Source organism: Halorubrum sp. Atlit-26R, from assembly GCF_003666015.1.
GTDB lineage: Archaea > Halobacteriota > Halobacteria > Halobacteriales > Haloferacaceae > Halorubrum.
The window spans coordinates 165,258-181,151 of sequence record NZ_QPLT01000008.1; the positions used below are offsets into that span (position 1 = coordinate 165,258).

Consider the following 15,894-nt stretch of genomic DNA (forward strand, 5'->3'; position numbering starts at 1 on the left):
CTACCTCACCAATTTTTCTCCTCCATGCTCAGCCTCTGCTCCAATTAGATCGGACCCACAGTCCCCACTCGTGGAACTTGCGACATGAGTATTGGTAAGCCAACCCTCATTAAAATTCGGCCCGCTCACACGTGAAGTGAGGGTCCCTCGAGCATTTCCGAATACCACCTCAAGGCCTCCAGGTATATCTCCAGTAGTCGTTAGATCTCCACAGGGGTCTGAATTAACATCACTACCAGGCGAATCTCCCTCTTTGGTCATCTCCGGATTGGCGATCTTGTTGAAGACTATCCGAACATCACGATTCTGTCCCTGAAGATCTCTTGAATTGATATTCACTTCCTTATCTTCATCTATATCAACAGCAAGATATGGGTTTTCCCCTCCAAGATCTCCTGGGTTCATTTCGATGGAAATCACTCCATCTCTCTCTATTGGTAACTGTTTGTTCTTTTCTAGAACTTCGCGTGCGTCAAGAAGACGCTCGTACCAGTCTAAGGGAACATTCCACTTATGATCTCCATCCAAGTCAAGAGAAACAGGAACCTCATCGGAGTCAGCAGATTGAATATCCTCAGGTGTAACAGCAGTCGCAGTTGTACTCGCAACCCCAGCGGCTGCGAATATCTCAAGAAGCCGCCGCCGCTTGAGCTTTCTATGCTTGTTCTGGTGTAGTTTTCGCAGTCGTGACATTTTGGAACATGCCCTGATAGGGCATCAAGAATACAACTCTGGAGATAATTAGCATCAACTACTGATCGGTTTCGTTACTGAGTAATCACTACTTCAATAATTAAGTAGATCTCATTATCCGAACAATTCATCAAATGTTGATTTCAGTTAGCGTCACACTAGTGGAAGTTCGGGAAGCCGCGATGAGCTCGCAGATCGAAGGGACCGCAGTCACCGTCTCAGACATCATCCTTCACGAACCAGATGAAGCCCCTGAACGGTCAGCAGCATCCGAGCGCGACATCCGAGAAGCGTACAACTACGTCAAGGCCATCTAGGTGGGAGTTCGATTGGCTCGAACAAAGTAAAAATACCGACCGCGACCTTCCCTGTGAGTTCCACGAATCGCTCCTGCTCAATGTCCGTGGCGAAGACAAGCGCCCCGGGAACATCCGAGATATCCCAGTCATCATTGGCCCAAACAAGAATCCCGAGGACGCACAGTTCATCCCTGCTCATCAGCCCATGTTCCGATGCTGCTCGACCAGCTCATCGCGTACAACCGAATGGAAAACTACCCGTCCCTCATTGATATTGTCCTCTCACACTACCAGGTTGAGACAATCCACCCGTTCCGTGACGGGAATGGCCGACTCGGACGACTCCTCATCATGCTCCAGTTGTACGACGCTGGCTTGCTAGATGAGCCGTACCTGTACTTGTCTGCGTATTTCAACCGGAACCGGAGTGAGTACTTCGAGGAACTTCTGAGCGTCAGCAGGGACGGTACGTGGGAAGAGTGGGTGGTTGGCGTCATTGCGGATCTACAACCACAAGCTCAGTCGAACGCCTTGGTTGTCGAACTCGCGTTTGAAGGAGTGGACGTCCCCGTGTTCCTTCACGAAGCGAGCGCACTCGTCATCTTCGCCGGATGGATCCTCCTCCCGTTCGCGGCCGGCTACTATCGTTTCCGAGAGGCTGACCTCACATAACACGGAGCGTGTACTTATGCCTACAATAGCCACCACCGATCTCACGAAACGGTACGACGCAGAAACCGCTGTCCATGGTTTGAACCTAACAGTTCAGGACGGTGAAGTGTACGGGTTTTTTGGGACCGAATGGAGCCGGAAAATCGACGACGATCAGTCTGCTCATGGATTACGTGCGCCCGACAGAGGGATCGGCGCACATCCTCGGACTCGATCCGCGAGAGGACGTCGTCGAAATTCACCAACGCGTTGGCATCCTCCCAGACCGGTTCAGTGTCTACGACCGCTTGACGGGCCGCAGACATCTCAACTATGTTATCGACTCGAAGAACGCCTCAGACTCCCCCGAAGACCTGCTCACTCGGGTTGGACTTGGCGATGCCATTGATCGGCAAGCCGGGGCGTACTCTAACGGGATACAACAGCGCCTCGGGCTTGCGATGGCGCTTGTTGGCAAACCCGACCTCTTGATTCTTGATGAGCCATTTACCGGGCTTGATCCCCACGGGGCACGGACGATCCGAGATCTCGTCTATGAAGAGAACGACCGCGGTGCGACTGTGTTCTTTTCAAGTCATGTGCTCGGCCAAGTTGAACTCGTCTGCGACCGAATCGGCATTCTCAACCAAGGGGAGCTGATCGCCGAAGGGCGGATTGATGATCTCCGCAAGGAAGTTGACGTTGAATCGTCTATTGTCTTCACGCTTGACCAGATTCCCGATGGGCTCGCCGACACGCTCCATGGACAGGATGGAGTGGTGAGTGTCTCGGGAGAAGACGGCGAGCTCGTCGTGGTCACACGAAGCCAAAATGCTCGGTGGCCAGTTATTCAAACGATTGAACAGACATCTGCTGCCGTTGACTCGTTTACAATGCGGGAACCATCAGTCGAAGACGTGTTTGTCGCCCATACAACAGGTCGGACTGAAACAGGGAGTACTTCCTAGCCAGTTAGCAGGGAATCGGCTCTGTTGAAATCCTCTTCTTCAGATAGATTCACACATGAAACAGCCGGTCGGTGAAAGCTGCGAATTGACCGGTAGATTCAACTCCTTGCGTAAGGAATTCTTACACGATAATGGCGTCGGATGAACCTGAAGTAACCACGGTAACCTCGAAGGGACAGATCACGATCCCGAGTAAACTCAGAGACCAATTCGGACTCGAACAGGGGACGAAGCTCGTGGTCGTCCCGACGGAGTATGGTCTCGTGTTGAAGAAAGTCGACCTCCCATCGATCGAGGAGTTTCAACGACGTGTTGAAAACCGGACGAATGCAGGCGAAACCTCTCTCGACGAGGTCACCCGACTCGTCCACGAGGCGCGGAGCAGCGACGAATGAGGGCGGTGCTGGATACGAACGTCCTCATCTCGGGCGTCATCGCAACCGGCGTGCCACACGAACTTCTCGTCAAGGGATTCGAACGCGAGTACCAAATCGTCGTTTCCGTGGAAACGCTCACCGAGTTCCGTGAAACGCTGCTCAAATACCCCGAGCGCTTTCACATGAGCGAACACGAGGTACAGCAGGAAGTCGAACTGGTCCGATACTATTCGGAGTTCGTCGATCCGGAGGAGAACATCGCGGCGGTTGAGGCAGATCCCGACGACGACAAGTTCCTTGAAGCGGCCGTCGCCGGTGGCGTCGATTACCTTGTCTCCGGCGACGGACACCTGCTCGAAATCGACTCGTTCCGTGGGATCGATATCGTCGAACCGAGGACCTTCTATGATCTACTCGACGCGTCCTGAATCTCCAGTACGAGCGATCCGTACTTCCCCTATACTGACCACACCCAGTCAGAATGTGTCACTCCCTGAGGATTTCAACAGAGCCAGTTGTTCATGACCCAAATCTCCCGCTTCATCGGGGAAGTTGTGCCGGTTACTCAAAGAGTTGCTGGCGATAGAGGCGAATCCGCCGCCCCGGACGGTGGCGGCGGATTCGCCGACTACGCGCTTGTTTCCCTCCATTGTCTCTGGATTTACCTCGATTCATCGTACCGCATAACGATCGACCTGCTCAAATAGATTCCACAAATAACCGGGGATATAGGCCTCAACACGGCCGATCTCTCCTCGCCGTTCACGTTGTGTAAGACATTCGACCGGATCAGTGTAAGCGTCTGTCGAGTGCTGCTGCGCCAGTCGGCGCAGCTGCACGATCTCTCTGAACACGCCGCGATCGACGCCACGTTCTACGACCGCTCACCAGCCAGCCGCCACTACTGCCAGCGAATCAGCTACCGCGTTCAGAAGCTCAAAGTTACAAAACTCGTCGATAAAGCGTCTCAAGCCGTTCTTGACGTTCACTGCTCAACGAATCGAGAAGGAAGCGACGCAGATCTTGCTGAGCAGATCGCCCGCCGGAACGCGGGCGATCTGCGGTCTCTCGCGGCCGATAAAGGCTATGACAAGCAATCGCTTCGTGAAGGATTACGTGATCTCGGGATCAGACCGCTGATCAAGCACCGCATCTTCGCTCCGTACGACCACGCGCACAACGCTAGAATCAACGATAACAGCTACAATCAGCGCTCTATGACTGAAACCGTGAACTCGGCTGTGAAGCGCTCGCTCGGCTTCGCCGAGCGAGCGCGGTCGTGGTTCCGTGAGTTCCGTGAAATCGCGCTGATGTGTGTCGTCTATAACATCAAACGCTTCGTCAAACAGTGAATCTCTCCGCCTTACAGCGATTCAACACAGCCGAGTCATCAGATACAGGGTGTGTCCCGGTTGAAGATGGCTTCGTGTACGGTTCTGAGAACTCAGTCATGGTACAGACGAACTGTAAGTAGAAATCAATCTGGAGCGTCATGTACTGCTGTTGTTCGCCTTTTCATCAACGCCCTCCATCACGTTCAGGCCACATACTTGTATTTCGTAAACCAGATTTCAAGTGTTCAACTACCGAACACTCGCTCACAATTTTCGATCTAGTACAGAAGTTAACGCAAAGTTCTACTCTACTAATTCCCACCTGCGGTATGACAAAAAAAGACGACAACCGCCTCAATTCAAAACGGCGCACGTTCCTGAAAGGTTCAGCAGCGGCCGCATTCGCCGCCACGGGACTGTCGGCAGTCCCCGGCAGCTCTGTGGCGACGAGCGGACCGGAACCCATCGACCCGGATGAACACGAGCTTCCGAACAGTGATGTGAAGAAGCTCCAGATTAACGAAGAAGTGCGGGATGTCACTCACCACTGGGCGCTGTTGACGACCGACTACGACCTGACCCTTCAGCGGATTCGGGAAGCCGATGCACCGGACGCGCAGAAGCGGAGGGTGCGTGCCTTCCTGAAGGACGTCTGGGATGCGTATCCGACCGAGCGTGTCACCGACGGCAACGAAGTCACCGTCGAACTCGCTGACTCGGCCAGCGGCGGGCTTGGAGACAACGCAGAGAAGAAATTCGACAAGGCTGCAGAGATCGTTGCGGACGGAACTTCGATCGTCGACGGACCCGTCCAGCCGGAGTGGGCTGTCTCCACCCACCGGAAGATGGCTGAGCTCTCCGCCAACAAGATGAACGTCTCAGGGGCGAGCGAAATCGCCGGGCACGCAGACGACCCCGACTACTGGGACCCGGAAATCCCGAACTGGCTTCCTGGTTTCGTGAAGGACGCGATCAACCAGGTGATGCATTCCTACGGGCACTACTACAACCCAGGCCTGCTCGGTGGGACTGGTGGTGCTCCGAGCAACGCGAAGGAGTACTTCAACAAGGCTCAGGATGCTGATGACTCGGGGAACACCAGCGATGCCCGTGAGAAGGCTGGCTGGGCGTGCCACTTCGTCGTCGACGTCGGGGGGCCGCTCCACACGGGCGCGGAAGCCAGTCAAGCTGCCAACTCCTCGGTCCACTTCGACTACGAGGGCTGGGTGGCCAACAACTGGAACTCCGGCGAGAACTTCTCCGACGAGATCGACAACAACACGTACTACCCCATCAACAGTCCCTCGCAGGCCACGAAGGACCTCGCTGGGGTCTCCAACGACTACGTCGGGACGATCTTCGACACGATCAACAACAACCCCGACTCGTGGAAGGATGACGACGATGTCATCGATGCGACCGAGAACGTCCTCGTGAAGACGGGCTACTACAACAAGGGCTTCCTACAGGAAATCTTCTGAGGAAGCGCCGCCCAAAAGTATTCATCAACCGCGAATAACTTTCTAGCTATGAGTAGCACCACCACAACCGGCCGGAGAAGTATAGACGCAGCAATTACTGGATTCGCCATCATCGGCAGTCTCCTCGCGATCGTGAGGGGACTGCGAATCCTAAAAATCGGGAATCTAGACTTCGTTATCGCGATCGGCTTCCCAGCCGTCATCGCGACACTCGCATACCTCCACTACAACCGCGACGAAGAACCCGCCATCGCCGTCGGTCTCGGACTGTGGGGCGTCGTCGCTGGCGCGATTGCCCTGTTCGGGACCTTCTTCGTTGTCATGGATAACCCAGCTACCGTTTCAGATGCCCCGCTGAGCTCGTCACTGTTCGCGAGCACGATCGCTAACTTCGTGCTTGGTGTGATTGCGCTCTCCGGGCTGTACGCCGCCGCTGGTTCCTACAAATCCCGCGCACTCGTACTGTTAGCTCCAGTAACGCAGTTCATCGCATTCAGCATCGCGGCCCTGCTCGTCCCCATCATCACGTAGACCGATGGGTGACACACAGCCTCCAACTTTTGTTCGGCGGACGGTGCTCGTAGGTACAGCTGCTGGTCTACTTGGAGGAGTCGCCGGCTGTCTCTCCGCGTCCCCCGAAGGCTCATCGGACCTGATTCTCATTAATCACAACGAGAATCCAGTCACGGCCACCATCACCGTGACTAACAGCAATGGAGAGACTCTCACCTCCACGGAGCTTGAGGTCCCCGTCGTCGAACGGAATACGGAACCAAATGCATCAATCGACGACGCCTTCGAGAGCGACGGTCAGTATCCGTCTCCGTGGACGTGACAGATGGGCCTTTAGTTACCGAAGAACTGGACGTAACAGAGACGGACGATGACTCGGATAGCCACTCGATAGAACTCGACGGTAGCGAGATTACGTTCTCATAGCAGCAAGCAGAATCACTCAATGTGGACGCCAAGGTCTCTCACATATGAACTAACCTCCCAGATATGTTTGACTCAACCAATTCAAATCTCACCCGGCGAGCAGTCCTCGAGGGTACAGTCACAGGCTTACTCGCTAGCGTAGCAGGATGTATCGAGATGGGCGGGTCGGGTGCGACCGATGCGTACATCACCAACTACACAGACAGTACGCAGACGATCTCATTATTGATTGAAACCGCTGAAAGCGGCCATACCGAGATCGATACGGAAGTGACGATTCCGTCGAACGAACACCGGAATCCGACTGCTCAAGACAAAATCACGTGGGGTGACACGTACACAGTTTCAGTTAGCGCAGAAGACGGGCCATCAACGACATACACGTGGGAAGACCCACAAGACCCACTCTACATCGCATTCCGTGCTGACGGATTCTCGTTCTAGACAATGAAGGGGACGCCAGAATTCTGGAATACCACCAACTAACCGATGGGGTGGAGTGGGGTGACGTGATTCCCTGAAACGAAAAATCTCGTGTAGTTGGAATTGCTCTACAGCCAGGAGTCTCTAGTCGGCGGAGACAGTGATGGACGAGTGCGCGAACCAGTTGCCGTACGAGAGGATGTGCTCGCTCGAGTCCCAGGTGTCGTGGATCTCGAGTTCTGCGACTATGTCCGTCCCATCGTTGTTGTAGCCAACGACGCACACCGAGTGCTGATCGTAGGTGTCTTCGTCTGGCGGATAGTCCTCTACACGTCCACCACCTGTGAGGTTCAGCATGAATGGACGGCTATCTTGCTCGGTTTCCGACATGACGAACTCGAGGCCAGTGTTGATGTGCTGACTGGCACTGTAGTCGTTGTCGCCTTCGGTGTAGTCTTCGATGCCGTCCACCATTGGAGACGCGACCAAGTCGCCAGGACCGCTAACGTTCCCGTCGAGGTTGAGCACGAGTTCGAGCGGTGGAGTACTACCGCCCACGTTCGTCTCCATCTTCTGGTGGAGGCGGTCGATGATCGATTCTCGTTCGTCGTCCTGCCACGAGTAGACGTTTTCGTGGAAGCCGATGATCATCGACGCTGAGATTGGCGTACAGCCGTCCCACTTGTTCCAGCTGTCGGCTCCGGTTCCGATGCTAGTGGAGTCGGCGTTACCGGAGTCGGTTTCCGTCCAGACGGGAACGCCAGCGAGGTTCCCATCCGTCGGGGAGATCCCCTCGGTTCCGTACGTCCTGTCTTCCCCGTAGGTACCGTCTTGGACGAGCTCCCAGCGGTGTTCGGAATCCGTCCCCGTGAACTGTAGCTCGCCGGGGCTACCTGCTCTGAGGTGGGAGACTGACCCGTCTTGAACGTTGAGGACTTGACTACCGCCAACTTCGAGACCGTACGCGATACCGCCGGTGTAGATCGGGTGGCCTGCCGAGAGGTCAGCTTGCTGTGCGACCGTTGCTTCCGCAGATACTAGTTTCTGTGTGGGCGAGGTGCCGGTACTGTATTCGAGGACCGGTTCGCGAGAGCGGTGGGCGCTCGTAGTGATGTATCCAACTTCTTCGTCCTTCTTGCGAACGGGGAAGACGTACGCGGTACGGACGTACTTCTCGGATGCGTCTTCCAGAGCGGGCATGTAGAAGGGGCGGGGTTTGCCAAGGGTGGCGTTCGCCCAGTCCGTGAATTTGCCGGAGCCCGCGACTTGGCGGCGCTTCAGTTCAGCTGCCTTCCGTGCGACCTTCGGAGGGATGGTTTCTGAAACCCTCGATGAAGGGGTTCCTGCGATTGCGGAGCCGGATAGTGTAGCAGCACCTAGGGCTGCACCGGTTGCTGCGAGGAAGCTCCGCCGTCCGACCGACAAACGCGACTCTGAGTTTTCGGATGGTGGGTCTTACATGGGATTTAACCCATTCACTTGTCAACACCATTTCGTATTTACGTTACTTACTGTTATTATTAAACCAGATAAGTTCATACTTTAGGCAACCCAAAAGCATCAGACATTGACCGCTCGATCACCTCCTAAACATACACTCACAACCTAATTTTAAGCCGCTCTACATTCCAATCCCACAAGATGAACGCGACAAACCAAGACCGATACCACACTGCCCGAATCAGCTCCTATATGCTAGCAGGATATGTTCTTTTAGTCGCCGCACTCATTAGCGGTCTCCTGAACTGTATTCCACTCCCCAACATCGAACCAATCTCAGTTAACGTAGACATCTCAATTCTTGCTTTCGTTATCCTCCCGCTCATCCTCGCGCTCTGATAACGCGAGCAGCTACACAAACACCTACAGAAATCGTTCTTGGACTTCTCGCAATTCCATGCCTGCTTGTCGGCATCTGGACGTTGTACGAGTACTTTATCGCTCAGCCCGGTGTCTCTGGGGTGGAATGCTAACCATCACAACCGGCTCAATTCTAGCCTTTGCCGTCCTCATAGACGCCACTATTGAACATCTGATTTAAAAACCGCGCTAGCAACTACTGGTACGATCGGGTCGATGAGCTTGCATCCGTGTACGCGACGAAGGCGTCCTCAATAGTACCGGACTCGACATCGAATGTCGCAATCGATTGTTCGCTCTCGATATCCGCAAGTGCTTGATACCGCACGTTTGGCTCCTGGCACGCGATAACCAACTTCTCGTTAATGACTTCCACGCCAGCAACTCCCTCCGTCTGCCGAGCGCGTTCAACAGAGGCTTCAGACGGTGATTGACCACCAGAGAACTGGACGAAGAGCCGGGAGACGACGCCGGCTTCATCGCGAACCTCACTCGGCGTCCCTTCCGCGACTAATTGCCCATCGGCAAGCAAGCCCACTCGATCACAGACTCGTTCGACTTGGTCGAGCACATGACTCGAGAAGAACACTGTCGCTCCACGCCGATTTTCTGCCGCGACAAGCTCTCGAACTAACCGCGTTCCGTGTGGGTCCAGCCCTGAGAATGGCTCATCCAGAATCAACAGCTGTGGTTCCCCCACGAGCGCCATCGCAAGTCCAAGCCGCTGCTGCATTCCCTTCGAGTAATCGCGCGCTGGCTTGCCTGCTACATCACCCAACCCAACTCGTGATAAGAGCGTTTCCGCGTCCTCGTCGGTGTTCTTCGTATCGATTATGAATTCGACGTGCTGGCGGCCAGTTAACGTCGCATAGACGCCGAATCGGTCGGGCAGAATCCCTACTCGCTTATGAACGGCAGACGTCTCGGCCTGTGCATCGAACCCGAGTACATGAGCGTCTCCATGAGTCGGGCGAATATAGTCCATCAACAAGTCGATGGTCGTCGATTTACCCGCGCCATTTGGTCCGAGGAATCCATACACTTCACCCTCTTCAACAGTCAGCTTGAGGCTATCCAAGGCAGTCGTTGAACCGTACGCTTTCGTGAGATTCGTGGTTTGAATTGCAGGCATTGGGTTTCGTTACGTGAGGTCGGTTGTTTGGAAGTGGTACACGGTCATTGCGAGTACGCCGACTAAACCGAGGATGAGGAAGACTCCAGCAACCCACGGTTCCAGCACAAGAGGGACGGTTTGGTTGCTGTAAGCTGTGTCGACGACGAGTGTAGGCGAGATGAAGGCATTGTTCGGTTCGCCAGCTGCCTGTTGAATCTGTAAGGCTGTGGCATAGGTGGCACTGGAGTTACCGATTCCGAGCACCCAGTTTGAGATGACGTTGAACAGGTGCCGGGGGAACAGACGCCGGGTTAGGAAGTAGACTGTATCGGGCGGGGGCCTGTATAGTGAGTACGATGGGTTGGCGACGAAGCTGTAGATCGACCGCTGGATGACTTGCCAGAGCCCCGCGATGAGAACGTAGCCGAATCCAAGGGCTGCTGATCGAGTAGTCGTCGAGGCGATTGCGGAGATACTCACGATGAGGACAGCGTGAAAACTGACGTAGAGAATACTTACGGCCAGCATACCGATGAATACGAACGGCGAAAAGAGGCCATGCCAGAGAATCCCGAGGCTGCTGCCGATGAGCAGTCCGTACACGAGAGGAGTGGTGACAGCGAATATGAGTGCAACTGTTTTGCCGAGAATAACTCCGGTACGCGAGATTGGGGTGCCGGTCGTATAGCGGATTGCACCAGATTCACGCTCATTCACGATAGTACGGAACCCGAAAAAGACAGGGCCGAGGATGCCAAACAACGCGACAGGAATCTGGAAAGCGGCAAGCGTGATGTCGGCACCAAGAGTTTCGGACGCAAGGGGAATTGCTCCGGTGAGCTGCCAGAGGACTCCGAGGATTACGAGGACAAATAGGAGTGGCGTTCCAATTGACTGCGATTTGTGAGTGAACTCGCGGCGTGCAACAGGCATCCAGGCCGATACTCGTAAGCGGTCACGATCGGAGACGAGAACCGAAAACACGCTGAATGGGCCACTAAATATGTGTATCCAGAGTTGCCGGAGCTGTATCGGGAAGACGCCCACGAATTTGGTTGAAAGTGTGCTCACCGGCCGTGTGAGGTCGATAGACTGGAAGCGAATTGCGGCCAGACTAAGCGGTCCAATAAGCCACATGAGGAATGTCAGAGCTGCAATCCACGGCGATAAGTAGACCGGAGGGTTTGGCCCGAAGACGTGGTTGACAGCGAACCCAGTGTCGCTTGAGGCCGTAATCTGGAGGGCGTCAACGAAGAACTGATGCGTATTCGGGAGGTCGAGTAGTGTATTCACGAGGGTGCGATACGACGAGCGGGGGAACGCGCGAACAGCGAGAAAGAGGAGCGGATCGTTGGGTGGATTGCTGATGGTAATTGATTGCCGAGTGAAGAAGCTGTAGATGGAGAGCACATAATTGGTACCGTTGCCAAGCAGCCAGATGGCAGTAATACTGAGTACAGCCGAGCGGACTGTCGAAGAAGCGGTCGCTGAGATAGCGGTGATGAGGTTGCTGTAGATGATGCAGAAGCCGAGGGCGAGAATGAGGAATCCGAGGTATGGGATAAGGGGCGGTGGTCCGTATTGTGCCCAGCCGAGGGCTGTGAGACAGAGAACAGCACCTCCGAGTGGGAGAGCTAGTGCGAGACCGCGCCCGAGGGCTTTGCCGACGAGAACGTCAGTACGGGAAAGGGGTGTACCTGCGGTAACACGAATGGTCCCGGATTCGCGTTCACCGATGATTGATCGAAAGCAGACGATGATGGCGGCGAAGCTAACGAGTGTTGTTGCGTTGGAGGCTGTACCGATGGTGAGGAGTGGTCCCTCTGCGATGGGAATGGTCAGAAAGTTGCGTCCAACCCAGAAAATTGGGATGGTGAGTAACCAAAGCCATTTTGAGCGGGCGAGGAGGGCGAATTCACGGCGAACAAGCGGGGCTACATACATCAATTTATAGTTTTCTTGTCGCTATTTTATAGGTATTGATTCTCCCGTAATAAATGAACAAATGGAGCAGAGCTTAGGGTGCAGACTCGAGAATCGTCTTCGAACTGTCGAAGGTTCCGTCAGCGTGTCCGACGAGATTGATCTTGGGATAGTCCCTGTCGATGACTTCTCCGAGGACCGAGTGCTTGAATTCGCCGATCGCTGTGTACTCGGTCGACGTCGGAGTATCTTCGCCAGGATATCCCTTTTCGATATGTTCGTAGTGCCACACAGGAGACTGCGGGTTGGGGTCGAAGTGGGCTGTGGGCGATCCATCGATCTCGCCGTTTTCGACCTCGAACTCCAAGCCGAGAGTGAACGTGTACGCGGTCACACCGGCAATCGATTGGGTGATTGTTGCATCCCCTTCGACGGTAGTTGATTCTGGTGACACCGCATCCGTATTGACGTCGTCTGGAGTGTCGACAGTGAACTCCGTCGTCGCGAGATCATCGTAGGCGTCTCGGACAGCGTCAAGCTGTTCATCGGAGAGGTTGTCGAACGCCTCTTTCGCGTCTTCGGAGTACTCCAGGTCGACGGCTTTCCGCACGAAGTCACGCGCGGTCTCGGGCTTGTTTGGGTCGACCATCTCAGCTGAGATGTTCTCGCTGCTTTCGTCTGAGGAGTCACTCACCTCGTCTTCGGATGCAGACGCGGTGGCGGGGATAGCAGCGGCACTAAGGGCTCCTGCGGAGAGCTTCAGGAAGCCACGACGGTTCTGGGATTTGCTGGTTCGATTATCTTCTGGCATACTGCGCTATAGTAGTTACCCAGTAAAAACTTTAGATTAATTGATGAAATAATGTTCAAAGACTGAACGTAAGTTCATGTGAAGAACAGAACGTTTGATCCTGTCGAGATTCAGAGTGTGATATCGTATTCGTTGTTTTTGTGGAACCACGCATGACCAGCTGCCATCCCGCCGACATCTCGATCCCCACCCACACACGACTTGGAATCGTTGATATTCGTTGCGTGGGTCGTATGACCAAGCAGAACTGTATACTGAATTCCACCGATCTCTTCAATGCGGTACATCGGACCACCCGAGTCCCCATCGCCGACGTCAAGCCCAGTGAGAACGACACCCCTGTTTTCGAGATCGCCACAGCCGTACCCGATCGACTGGTTCATCGCGTCGACGGTTCCAGTTGTCTTGCCCGTGGTCACGCCCATCTTATGAGCAGATTTGCCCTCCGCGACAAGATCGCTGACAGCCTCTTCCGAGAACCACCCTGAGACCTCTTGTGTACCATACTCTTCGACGATCTCCGATGACAAGTCCAATGAGCCATTCATTTTCTCCAGAAGCGCAAAGTCTGGTTGAACCTCAGATTCAGCCACCTCTCCGAAATCTTGCGTATACTGGGTCGCTTCCTCACCAGCACTGGAGCGGCACGATTCGTTTTCCCAAAGATGGTCAGCTGTCAACAGCCGATCGTTCCCATCGCTGTCTTGGACTGGGAACCCAGCAGTCCCCCAGCCGGTGTAGGATTCACCATTCTCTTCCCAGCGAGCTTCGATCGGAAGACCGCCAGCGACGTCGTCACGTATCTCGTAGTTACAGGCTTCCTGCCAGTCCTGTTCGTCAACGACCTCAACCTCGATACCCTGGTACTCGTCAGGTGTAGTTGACTGGAGGCGCTTGTTACCTGAAACCCGGATTTTGAGGCCGGGTTTCCCACCGTGGGTTTCCGACGAGCGAGCGACACCAGCGGATTTACTACCTGACATCGGTGCGATCTGGTCCTCGAAGTCGGCTCTCGCTTGGAGGGCGTTGCGGACGTGTTCAAGCCACGGCTGCGGAACTTCTTTGTGCTTAAGAACCTCGTCGTCAGTCACGACGTAGGGTATCTCTGTAGTATCGCTTCCTTCGACGACAGTTGCCACTCCTGGTAGAGTGAGTGTAGCACCGATACCCGCAAGCACTCCCCGGCGTTTCGCAGAATACGATTCTGTCCGATCAGAGCCGTCGTTTGTTGGCATTCTATCTCCATCTCGTCAGGGTATTGTCAATACATTAACTTGTGAACAAATGGACGCAGAGTTAATTCCAAAAACTCAGCAACCGAATGTAAATATTCGATGTATTGTTCACATCTTGATTTTTTATTATATATGTCAGAGCCAGTTTCGGCCTGACATTGCGTGTATATTAAGTGAGGGAAGGTATGTTCTCAGACTGAAATATAATGACCTCAATCCGCGACCTCGCCCAAAACGAACGCCCTCTCAACGAGGCTAACGAACTTAGAATCGTCGATATGAACGAGGAACACGCGGTCCCCCTTTTCGAAGCCCTGAGCAACGAGACGACACTAGCGATCTACAATTCGATTCAGCACGAACCGAAGACGGCCACCGAATTGAAGGAGATCACCGAGACCACTCTCCAGAACACACACTACCATTTGAAGAAACTCGAGGAAGCTGAACTCATCGAGCCCGTTGGAACATGGCTCTCTGATCGCGGGAAAGAGATGGATGTCTACGGTCCCACTCACAGCCCGCTCATTCTCAGTTTCGCCAGCAGACAAGATACACCACGTATCCGATCACGTATCAAGAGTGCTCTAAGCTTGCTCGGCGTAATCTCCTTCTTCAGCTTAATGGTAGAGTACGCCGTCCAGTTTTTCGGACCAGGTTCCCAATGGCAGCAGGTCGGGGCGGGCGGGTACGGTGGACAAGAATCGTTGACTGCCATTTTTCTCCAGTACCCCGGCCTTTGTGTCTTTACACTTGGCTTAGTAGGGATTCTCGGATACCTGATTTTTGTGTCGTCACCCATCGATCAGCAGTTCAATTCATGAACATCAAATCAGGATTTGAGGTATCCCCGCGTTCATTTCAGTTGGCATATTGATATGAGGTATGGCGTCCTCCACCGGAAACATTGTTGACGTGGTCCTCAAACGGCAGACCGTCCTCGAATATATCTGCCAATGTAAGCCGGACAAGCGCACGCTCGTCGAGAACCTCTCTGAATCACGTCCGACGATCGACCGGGCGGTTCGAGAATTAGAAGACCTCGATCTTGTCGAACGAGTAGACGGAGTTTGTAAGCCGACCTATACTGGCCAGACTGCCTATAATCTCTGTGAAGAGTTCAGAAATTCGTTTCAGATGTTACAAGAAACCAGTCCTGAACTGTCATCGCTCCCGCTTGACACAGATCTAGACAAGTCAATTTTTCTCGATGGATCTGTCTTTCACCCTCCTGACTACGCTCCATACGAGAGGATACAGCCATTGGACAACGATCTCAGAAACGGAGAGAAAATCGTAGCAGCCACAGAAATACTGATCCCCCATATCGACGAAATTCTAAAACAGGGTACAAACGGGGAAGTCGATATCACCCTATTCGTGAGCAATGACGTTTTGGATGTTCTTCTCGACAATCAGCCCGGCAGTATCATCCCCCATATCGAATCTGGTGACGCTATCTACAGGGGGATCGAGATCTCACGCTATAGTCTCTTTTTGATTGACGACGAAATTCTGTATACGGGTATCTATTCAGACACGAACCATCTCTCAGCTGTTATTCGAAACACAAACCAGCAGGTGATCCAATGGGCAAAAGAATCGATCTCCGAACTCGAGGATGAAGGAACACTCCTCACAGCATAAGGTGTTATCTATTTTAGGACATTCTCAAGTAGAATTCAATCGTGTCCCTGTAGGTTTTGATATGCTCTTTCAGTCATTCTGTTAGATCCTAGTTGTGAATAAAGAAGCCGTGAACGTTTCGTGTCGTTCGCAACTTAAC

At 53.8% G+C, this 15,894-nt stretch carries 18 protein-coding genes and 1 pseudogene; 12 read left to right on the forward strand and 7 right to left on the reverse strand.

Annotated elements, in window-relative coordinates:
• A complete protein-coding gene (locus DVK07_RS22160; RefSeq protein ID WP_147441141.1) occupies window positions 1–693 on the reverse strand; it encodes a hypothetical protein in 693 nt (230 codons plus the stop codon).
• Between the two features lie 161 nt (window positions 694–854).
• Between DVK07_RS22160 and DVK07_RS10905 the strand changes: the two genes are divergently transcribed.
• Window positions 855–1,010: a Fic/DOC family N-terminal domain-containing protein gene (locus DVK07_RS10905; RefSeq protein ID WP_158294424.1), complete on the forward strand. Its 156-nt coding sequence runs from the start codon at window positions 855–857 to the stop codon at window positions 1,008–1,010.
• Here DVK07_RS10905 and DVK07_RS23620 read toward each other — a convergent pair.
• Window positions 997–1,191, reverse strand: coding sequence for a hypothetical protein (locus DVK07_RS23620; protein ID WP_233565407.1), 195 nt, complete (start codon window positions 1,189–1,191; stop codon window positions 997–999). The two genes, DVK07_RS10905 and DVK07_RS23620, sit on opposite strands and share 14 nt — an antisense overlap.
• A 14-nt stretch (window positions 1,192–1,205) precedes the next feature.
• Between DVK07_RS23620 and DVK07_RS10910 the strand changes: the two genes are divergently transcribed.
• The 9 genes and pseudogenes from DVK07_RS10910 (at window position 1,206) to DVK07_RS23625 (ending at window position 7,186) form a co-directional block, all read left to right on the forward strand.
• Window positions 1,206–1,664: a Fic family protein gene (locus DVK07_RS10910; RefSeq protein ID WP_233565408.1), complete on the forward strand. Its 459-nt coding sequence runs from the start codon at window positions 1,206–1,208 to the stop codon at window positions 1,662–1,664.
• A gap of 164 nt (window positions 1,665–1,828) precedes the next feature.
• Entirely contained in the window at window positions 1,829–2,611 is a 783-nt protein-coding gene (locus tag DVK07_RS10915; protein WP_321166977.1) for an ABC transporter ATP-binding protein, read from the forward strand.
• A gap of 131 nt (window positions 2,612–2,742) precedes the next feature.
• Window positions 2,743–3,006 (forward strand): AbrB/MazE/SpoVT family DNA-binding domain-containing protein, encoded by a 264-nt coding sequence (locus tag DVK07_RS10920; RefSeq protein WP_121597094.1) that lies wholly within the window; start codon window positions 2,743–2,745, stop codon window positions 3,004–3,006.
• Window positions 3,003–3,416, forward strand: coding sequence for a putative toxin-antitoxin system toxin component, PIN family (locus tag DVK07_RS10925; protein WP_121597095.1), 414 nt, complete (start codon window positions 3,003–3,005; stop codon window positions 3,414–3,416). Before DVK07_RS10920 ends, DVK07_RS10925 begins: the two co-directional genes overlap by 4 nt.
• A 93-nt stretch (window positions 3,417–3,509) precedes the next feature.
• Window positions 3,510–4,340, forward strand: a pseudogene (locus DVK07_RS10930) (IS5 family transposase).
• A 311-nt stretch (window positions 4,341–4,651) separates the two neighbouring features.
• Entirely contained in the window at window positions 4,652–5,803 is a 1,152-nt protein-coding gene (locus DVK07_RS10935) for a twin-arginine translocation signal domain-containing protein (protein ID WP_158603146.1), read from the forward strand.
• 48 nt (window positions 5,804–5,851) lie between these two features.
• Complete coding sequence (locus tag DVK07_RS10940) at window positions 5,852–6,334, forward strand: hypothetical protein (RefSeq protein WP_121597097.1); 483 nt, start codon at window positions 5,852–5,854, stop codon at window positions 6,332–6,334.
• Between the two features lie 4 nt (window positions 6,335–6,338).
• Entirely contained in the window at window positions 6,339–6,638 is a 300-nt protein-coding gene (locus DVK07_RS10945; protein WP_233565409.1) for a hypothetical protein, read from the forward strand.
• A 167-nt stretch (window positions 6,639–6,805) separates the two neighbouring features.
• Window positions 6,806–7,186: a hypothetical protein gene (locus DVK07_RS23625; RefSeq protein ID WP_147441142.1), complete on the forward strand. Its 381-nt coding sequence runs from the start codon at window positions 6,806–6,808 to the stop codon at window positions 7,184–7,186.
• A gap of 123 nt (window positions 7,187–7,309) precedes the next feature.
• On the opposite strand, the gene DVK07_RS10950 is transcribed toward DVK07_RS23625, so the two are convergent.
• The 5 genes from DVK07_RS10950 to DVK07_RS10970 form a co-directional block, all read right to left on the reverse strand.
• Complete coding sequence (locus DVK07_RS10950) at window positions 7,310–8,590, reverse strand: hypothetical protein (RefSeq protein WP_147441143.1); 1,281 nt, start codon at window positions 8,588–8,590, stop codon at window positions 7,310–7,312.
• 631 nt (window positions 8,591–9,221) lie between these two features.
• Complete coding sequence (locus DVK07_RS10955; protein ID WP_121597099.1) at window positions 9,222–10,157, reverse strand: ABC transporter ATP-binding protein; 936 nt, start codon at window positions 10,155–10,157, stop codon at window positions 9,222–9,224.
• 9 nt (window positions 10,158–10,166) lie between these two features.
• Window positions 10,167–12,083, reverse strand: coding sequence for an ABC transporter permease (locus tag DVK07_RS10960; RefSeq protein ID WP_121597100.1), 1,917 nt, complete (start codon window positions 12,081–12,083; stop codon window positions 10,167–10,169).
• Window positions 12,084–12,156: 73 nt separating this feature from the next.
• Window positions 12,157–12,873, reverse strand: a complete 717-nt coding sequence (locus tag DVK07_RS10965) for a hypothetical protein (RefSeq protein ID WP_121597101.1) — start codon at window positions 12,871–12,873, stop codon at window positions 12,157–12,159.
• A gap of 110 nt (window positions 12,874–12,983) precedes the next feature.
• Window positions 12,984–14,108, reverse strand: coding sequence for a hypothetical protein (locus tag DVK07_RS10970; RefSeq protein WP_147441144.1), 1,125 nt, complete (start codon window positions 14,106–14,108; stop codon window positions 12,984–12,986).
• A 206-nt stretch (window positions 14,109–14,314) separates the two neighbouring features.
• Between DVK07_RS10970 and DVK07_RS10975 the strand changes: the two genes are divergently transcribed.
• Together DVK07_RS10975 and DVK07_RS10980 are read left to right on the forward strand one after the other, a co-directional pair.
• On the forward strand, window positions 14,315–14,932 hold the full coding sequence (locus DVK07_RS10975; protein WP_121597103.1) for a winged helix-turn-helix domain-containing protein: 618 nt from the start codon (window positions 14,315–14,317) through the stop codon (window positions 14,930–14,932).
• A gap of 61 nt (window positions 14,933–14,993) precedes the next feature.
• Window positions 14,994–15,755, forward strand: coding sequence for a hypothetical protein (locus DVK07_RS10980; protein WP_121597104.1), 762 nt, complete (start codon window positions 14,994–14,996; stop codon window positions 15,753–15,755).
• The last annotated feature ends 139 nt before the right edge of the window (window positions 15,756–15,894 follow it).

Excerpts from the sequence above, each read along its gene's own strand:
- DVK07_RS22160 (WP_147441141.1), bottom strand. The coding sequence starts at position 693 with ATGTCACGACTGCGAAAACTACACCAGAACAAGCATAGAAAGCTCAAG.
- DVK07_RS23620 (WP_233565407.1), bottom strand. The coding sequence starts at position 1,191 with ATGAGCAGGGATGAACTGTGCGTCCTCGGGATTCTTGTTTGGGCCAAT.
- DVK07_RS10910 (WP_233565408.1), top strand. The coding sequence starts at position 1,206 with ATGCTGCTCGACCAGCTCATCGCGTACAACCGAATGGAAAACTACCCG.
- DVK07_RS10915 (WP_321166977.1), top strand. The coding sequence starts at position 1,829 with ATGGATTACGTGCGCCCGACAGAGGGATCGGCGCACATCCTCGGACTC.
- DVK07_RS10920 (WP_121597094.1), top strand. The coding sequence starts at position 2,743 with ATGGCGTCGGATGAACCTGAAGTAACCACGGTAACCTCGAAGGGACAG.
- DVK07_RS10925 (WP_121597095.1), top strand. The coding sequence starts at position 3,003 with ATGAGGGCGGTGCTGGATACGAACGTCCTCATCTCGGGCGTCATCGCA.
- DVK07_RS10935 (WP_158603146.1), top strand. The coding sequence starts at position 4,652 with ATGACAAAAAAAGACGACAACCGCCTCAATTCAAAACGGCGCACGTTC.
- DVK07_RS10940 (WP_121597097.1), top strand. The coding sequence starts at position 5,852 with ATGAGTAGCACCACCACAACCGGCCGGAGAAGTATAGACGCAGCAATT.
- DVK07_RS10945 (WP_233565409.1), top strand. The coding sequence starts at position 6,339 with ATGGGTGACACACAGCCTCCAACTTTTGTTCGGCGGACGGTGCTCGTA.
- DVK07_RS23625 (WP_147441142.1), top strand. The coding sequence starts at position 6,806 with ATGTTTGACTCAACCAATTCAAATCTCACCCGGCGAGCAGTCCTCGAG.
- DVK07_RS10955 (WP_121597099.1), bottom strand. The coding sequence starts at position 10,157 with ATGCCTGCAATTCAAACCACGAATCTCACGAAAGCGTACGGTTCAACG.
- DVK07_RS10960 (WP_121597100.1), bottom strand. The coding sequence starts at position 12,083 with ATGTATGTAGCCCCGCTTGTTCGCCGTGAATTCGCCCTCCTCGCCCGC.
- DVK07_RS10965 (WP_121597101.1), bottom strand. The coding sequence starts at position 12,873 with ATGCCAGAAGATAATCGAACCAGCAAATCCCAGAACCGTCGTGGCTTC.
- DVK07_RS10970 (WP_147441144.1), bottom strand. The coding sequence starts at position 14,108 with ATGCCAACAAACGACGGCTCTGATCGGACAGAATCGTATTCTGCGAAA.
- DVK07_RS10975 (WP_121597103.1), top strand. The coding sequence starts at position 14,315 with ATGACCTCAATCCGCGACCTCGCCCAAAACGAACGCCCTCTCAACGAG.
- DVK07_RS10980 (WP_121597104.1), top strand. The coding sequence starts at position 14,994 with ATGGCGTCCTCCACCGGAAACATTGTTGACGTGGTCCTCAAACGGCAG.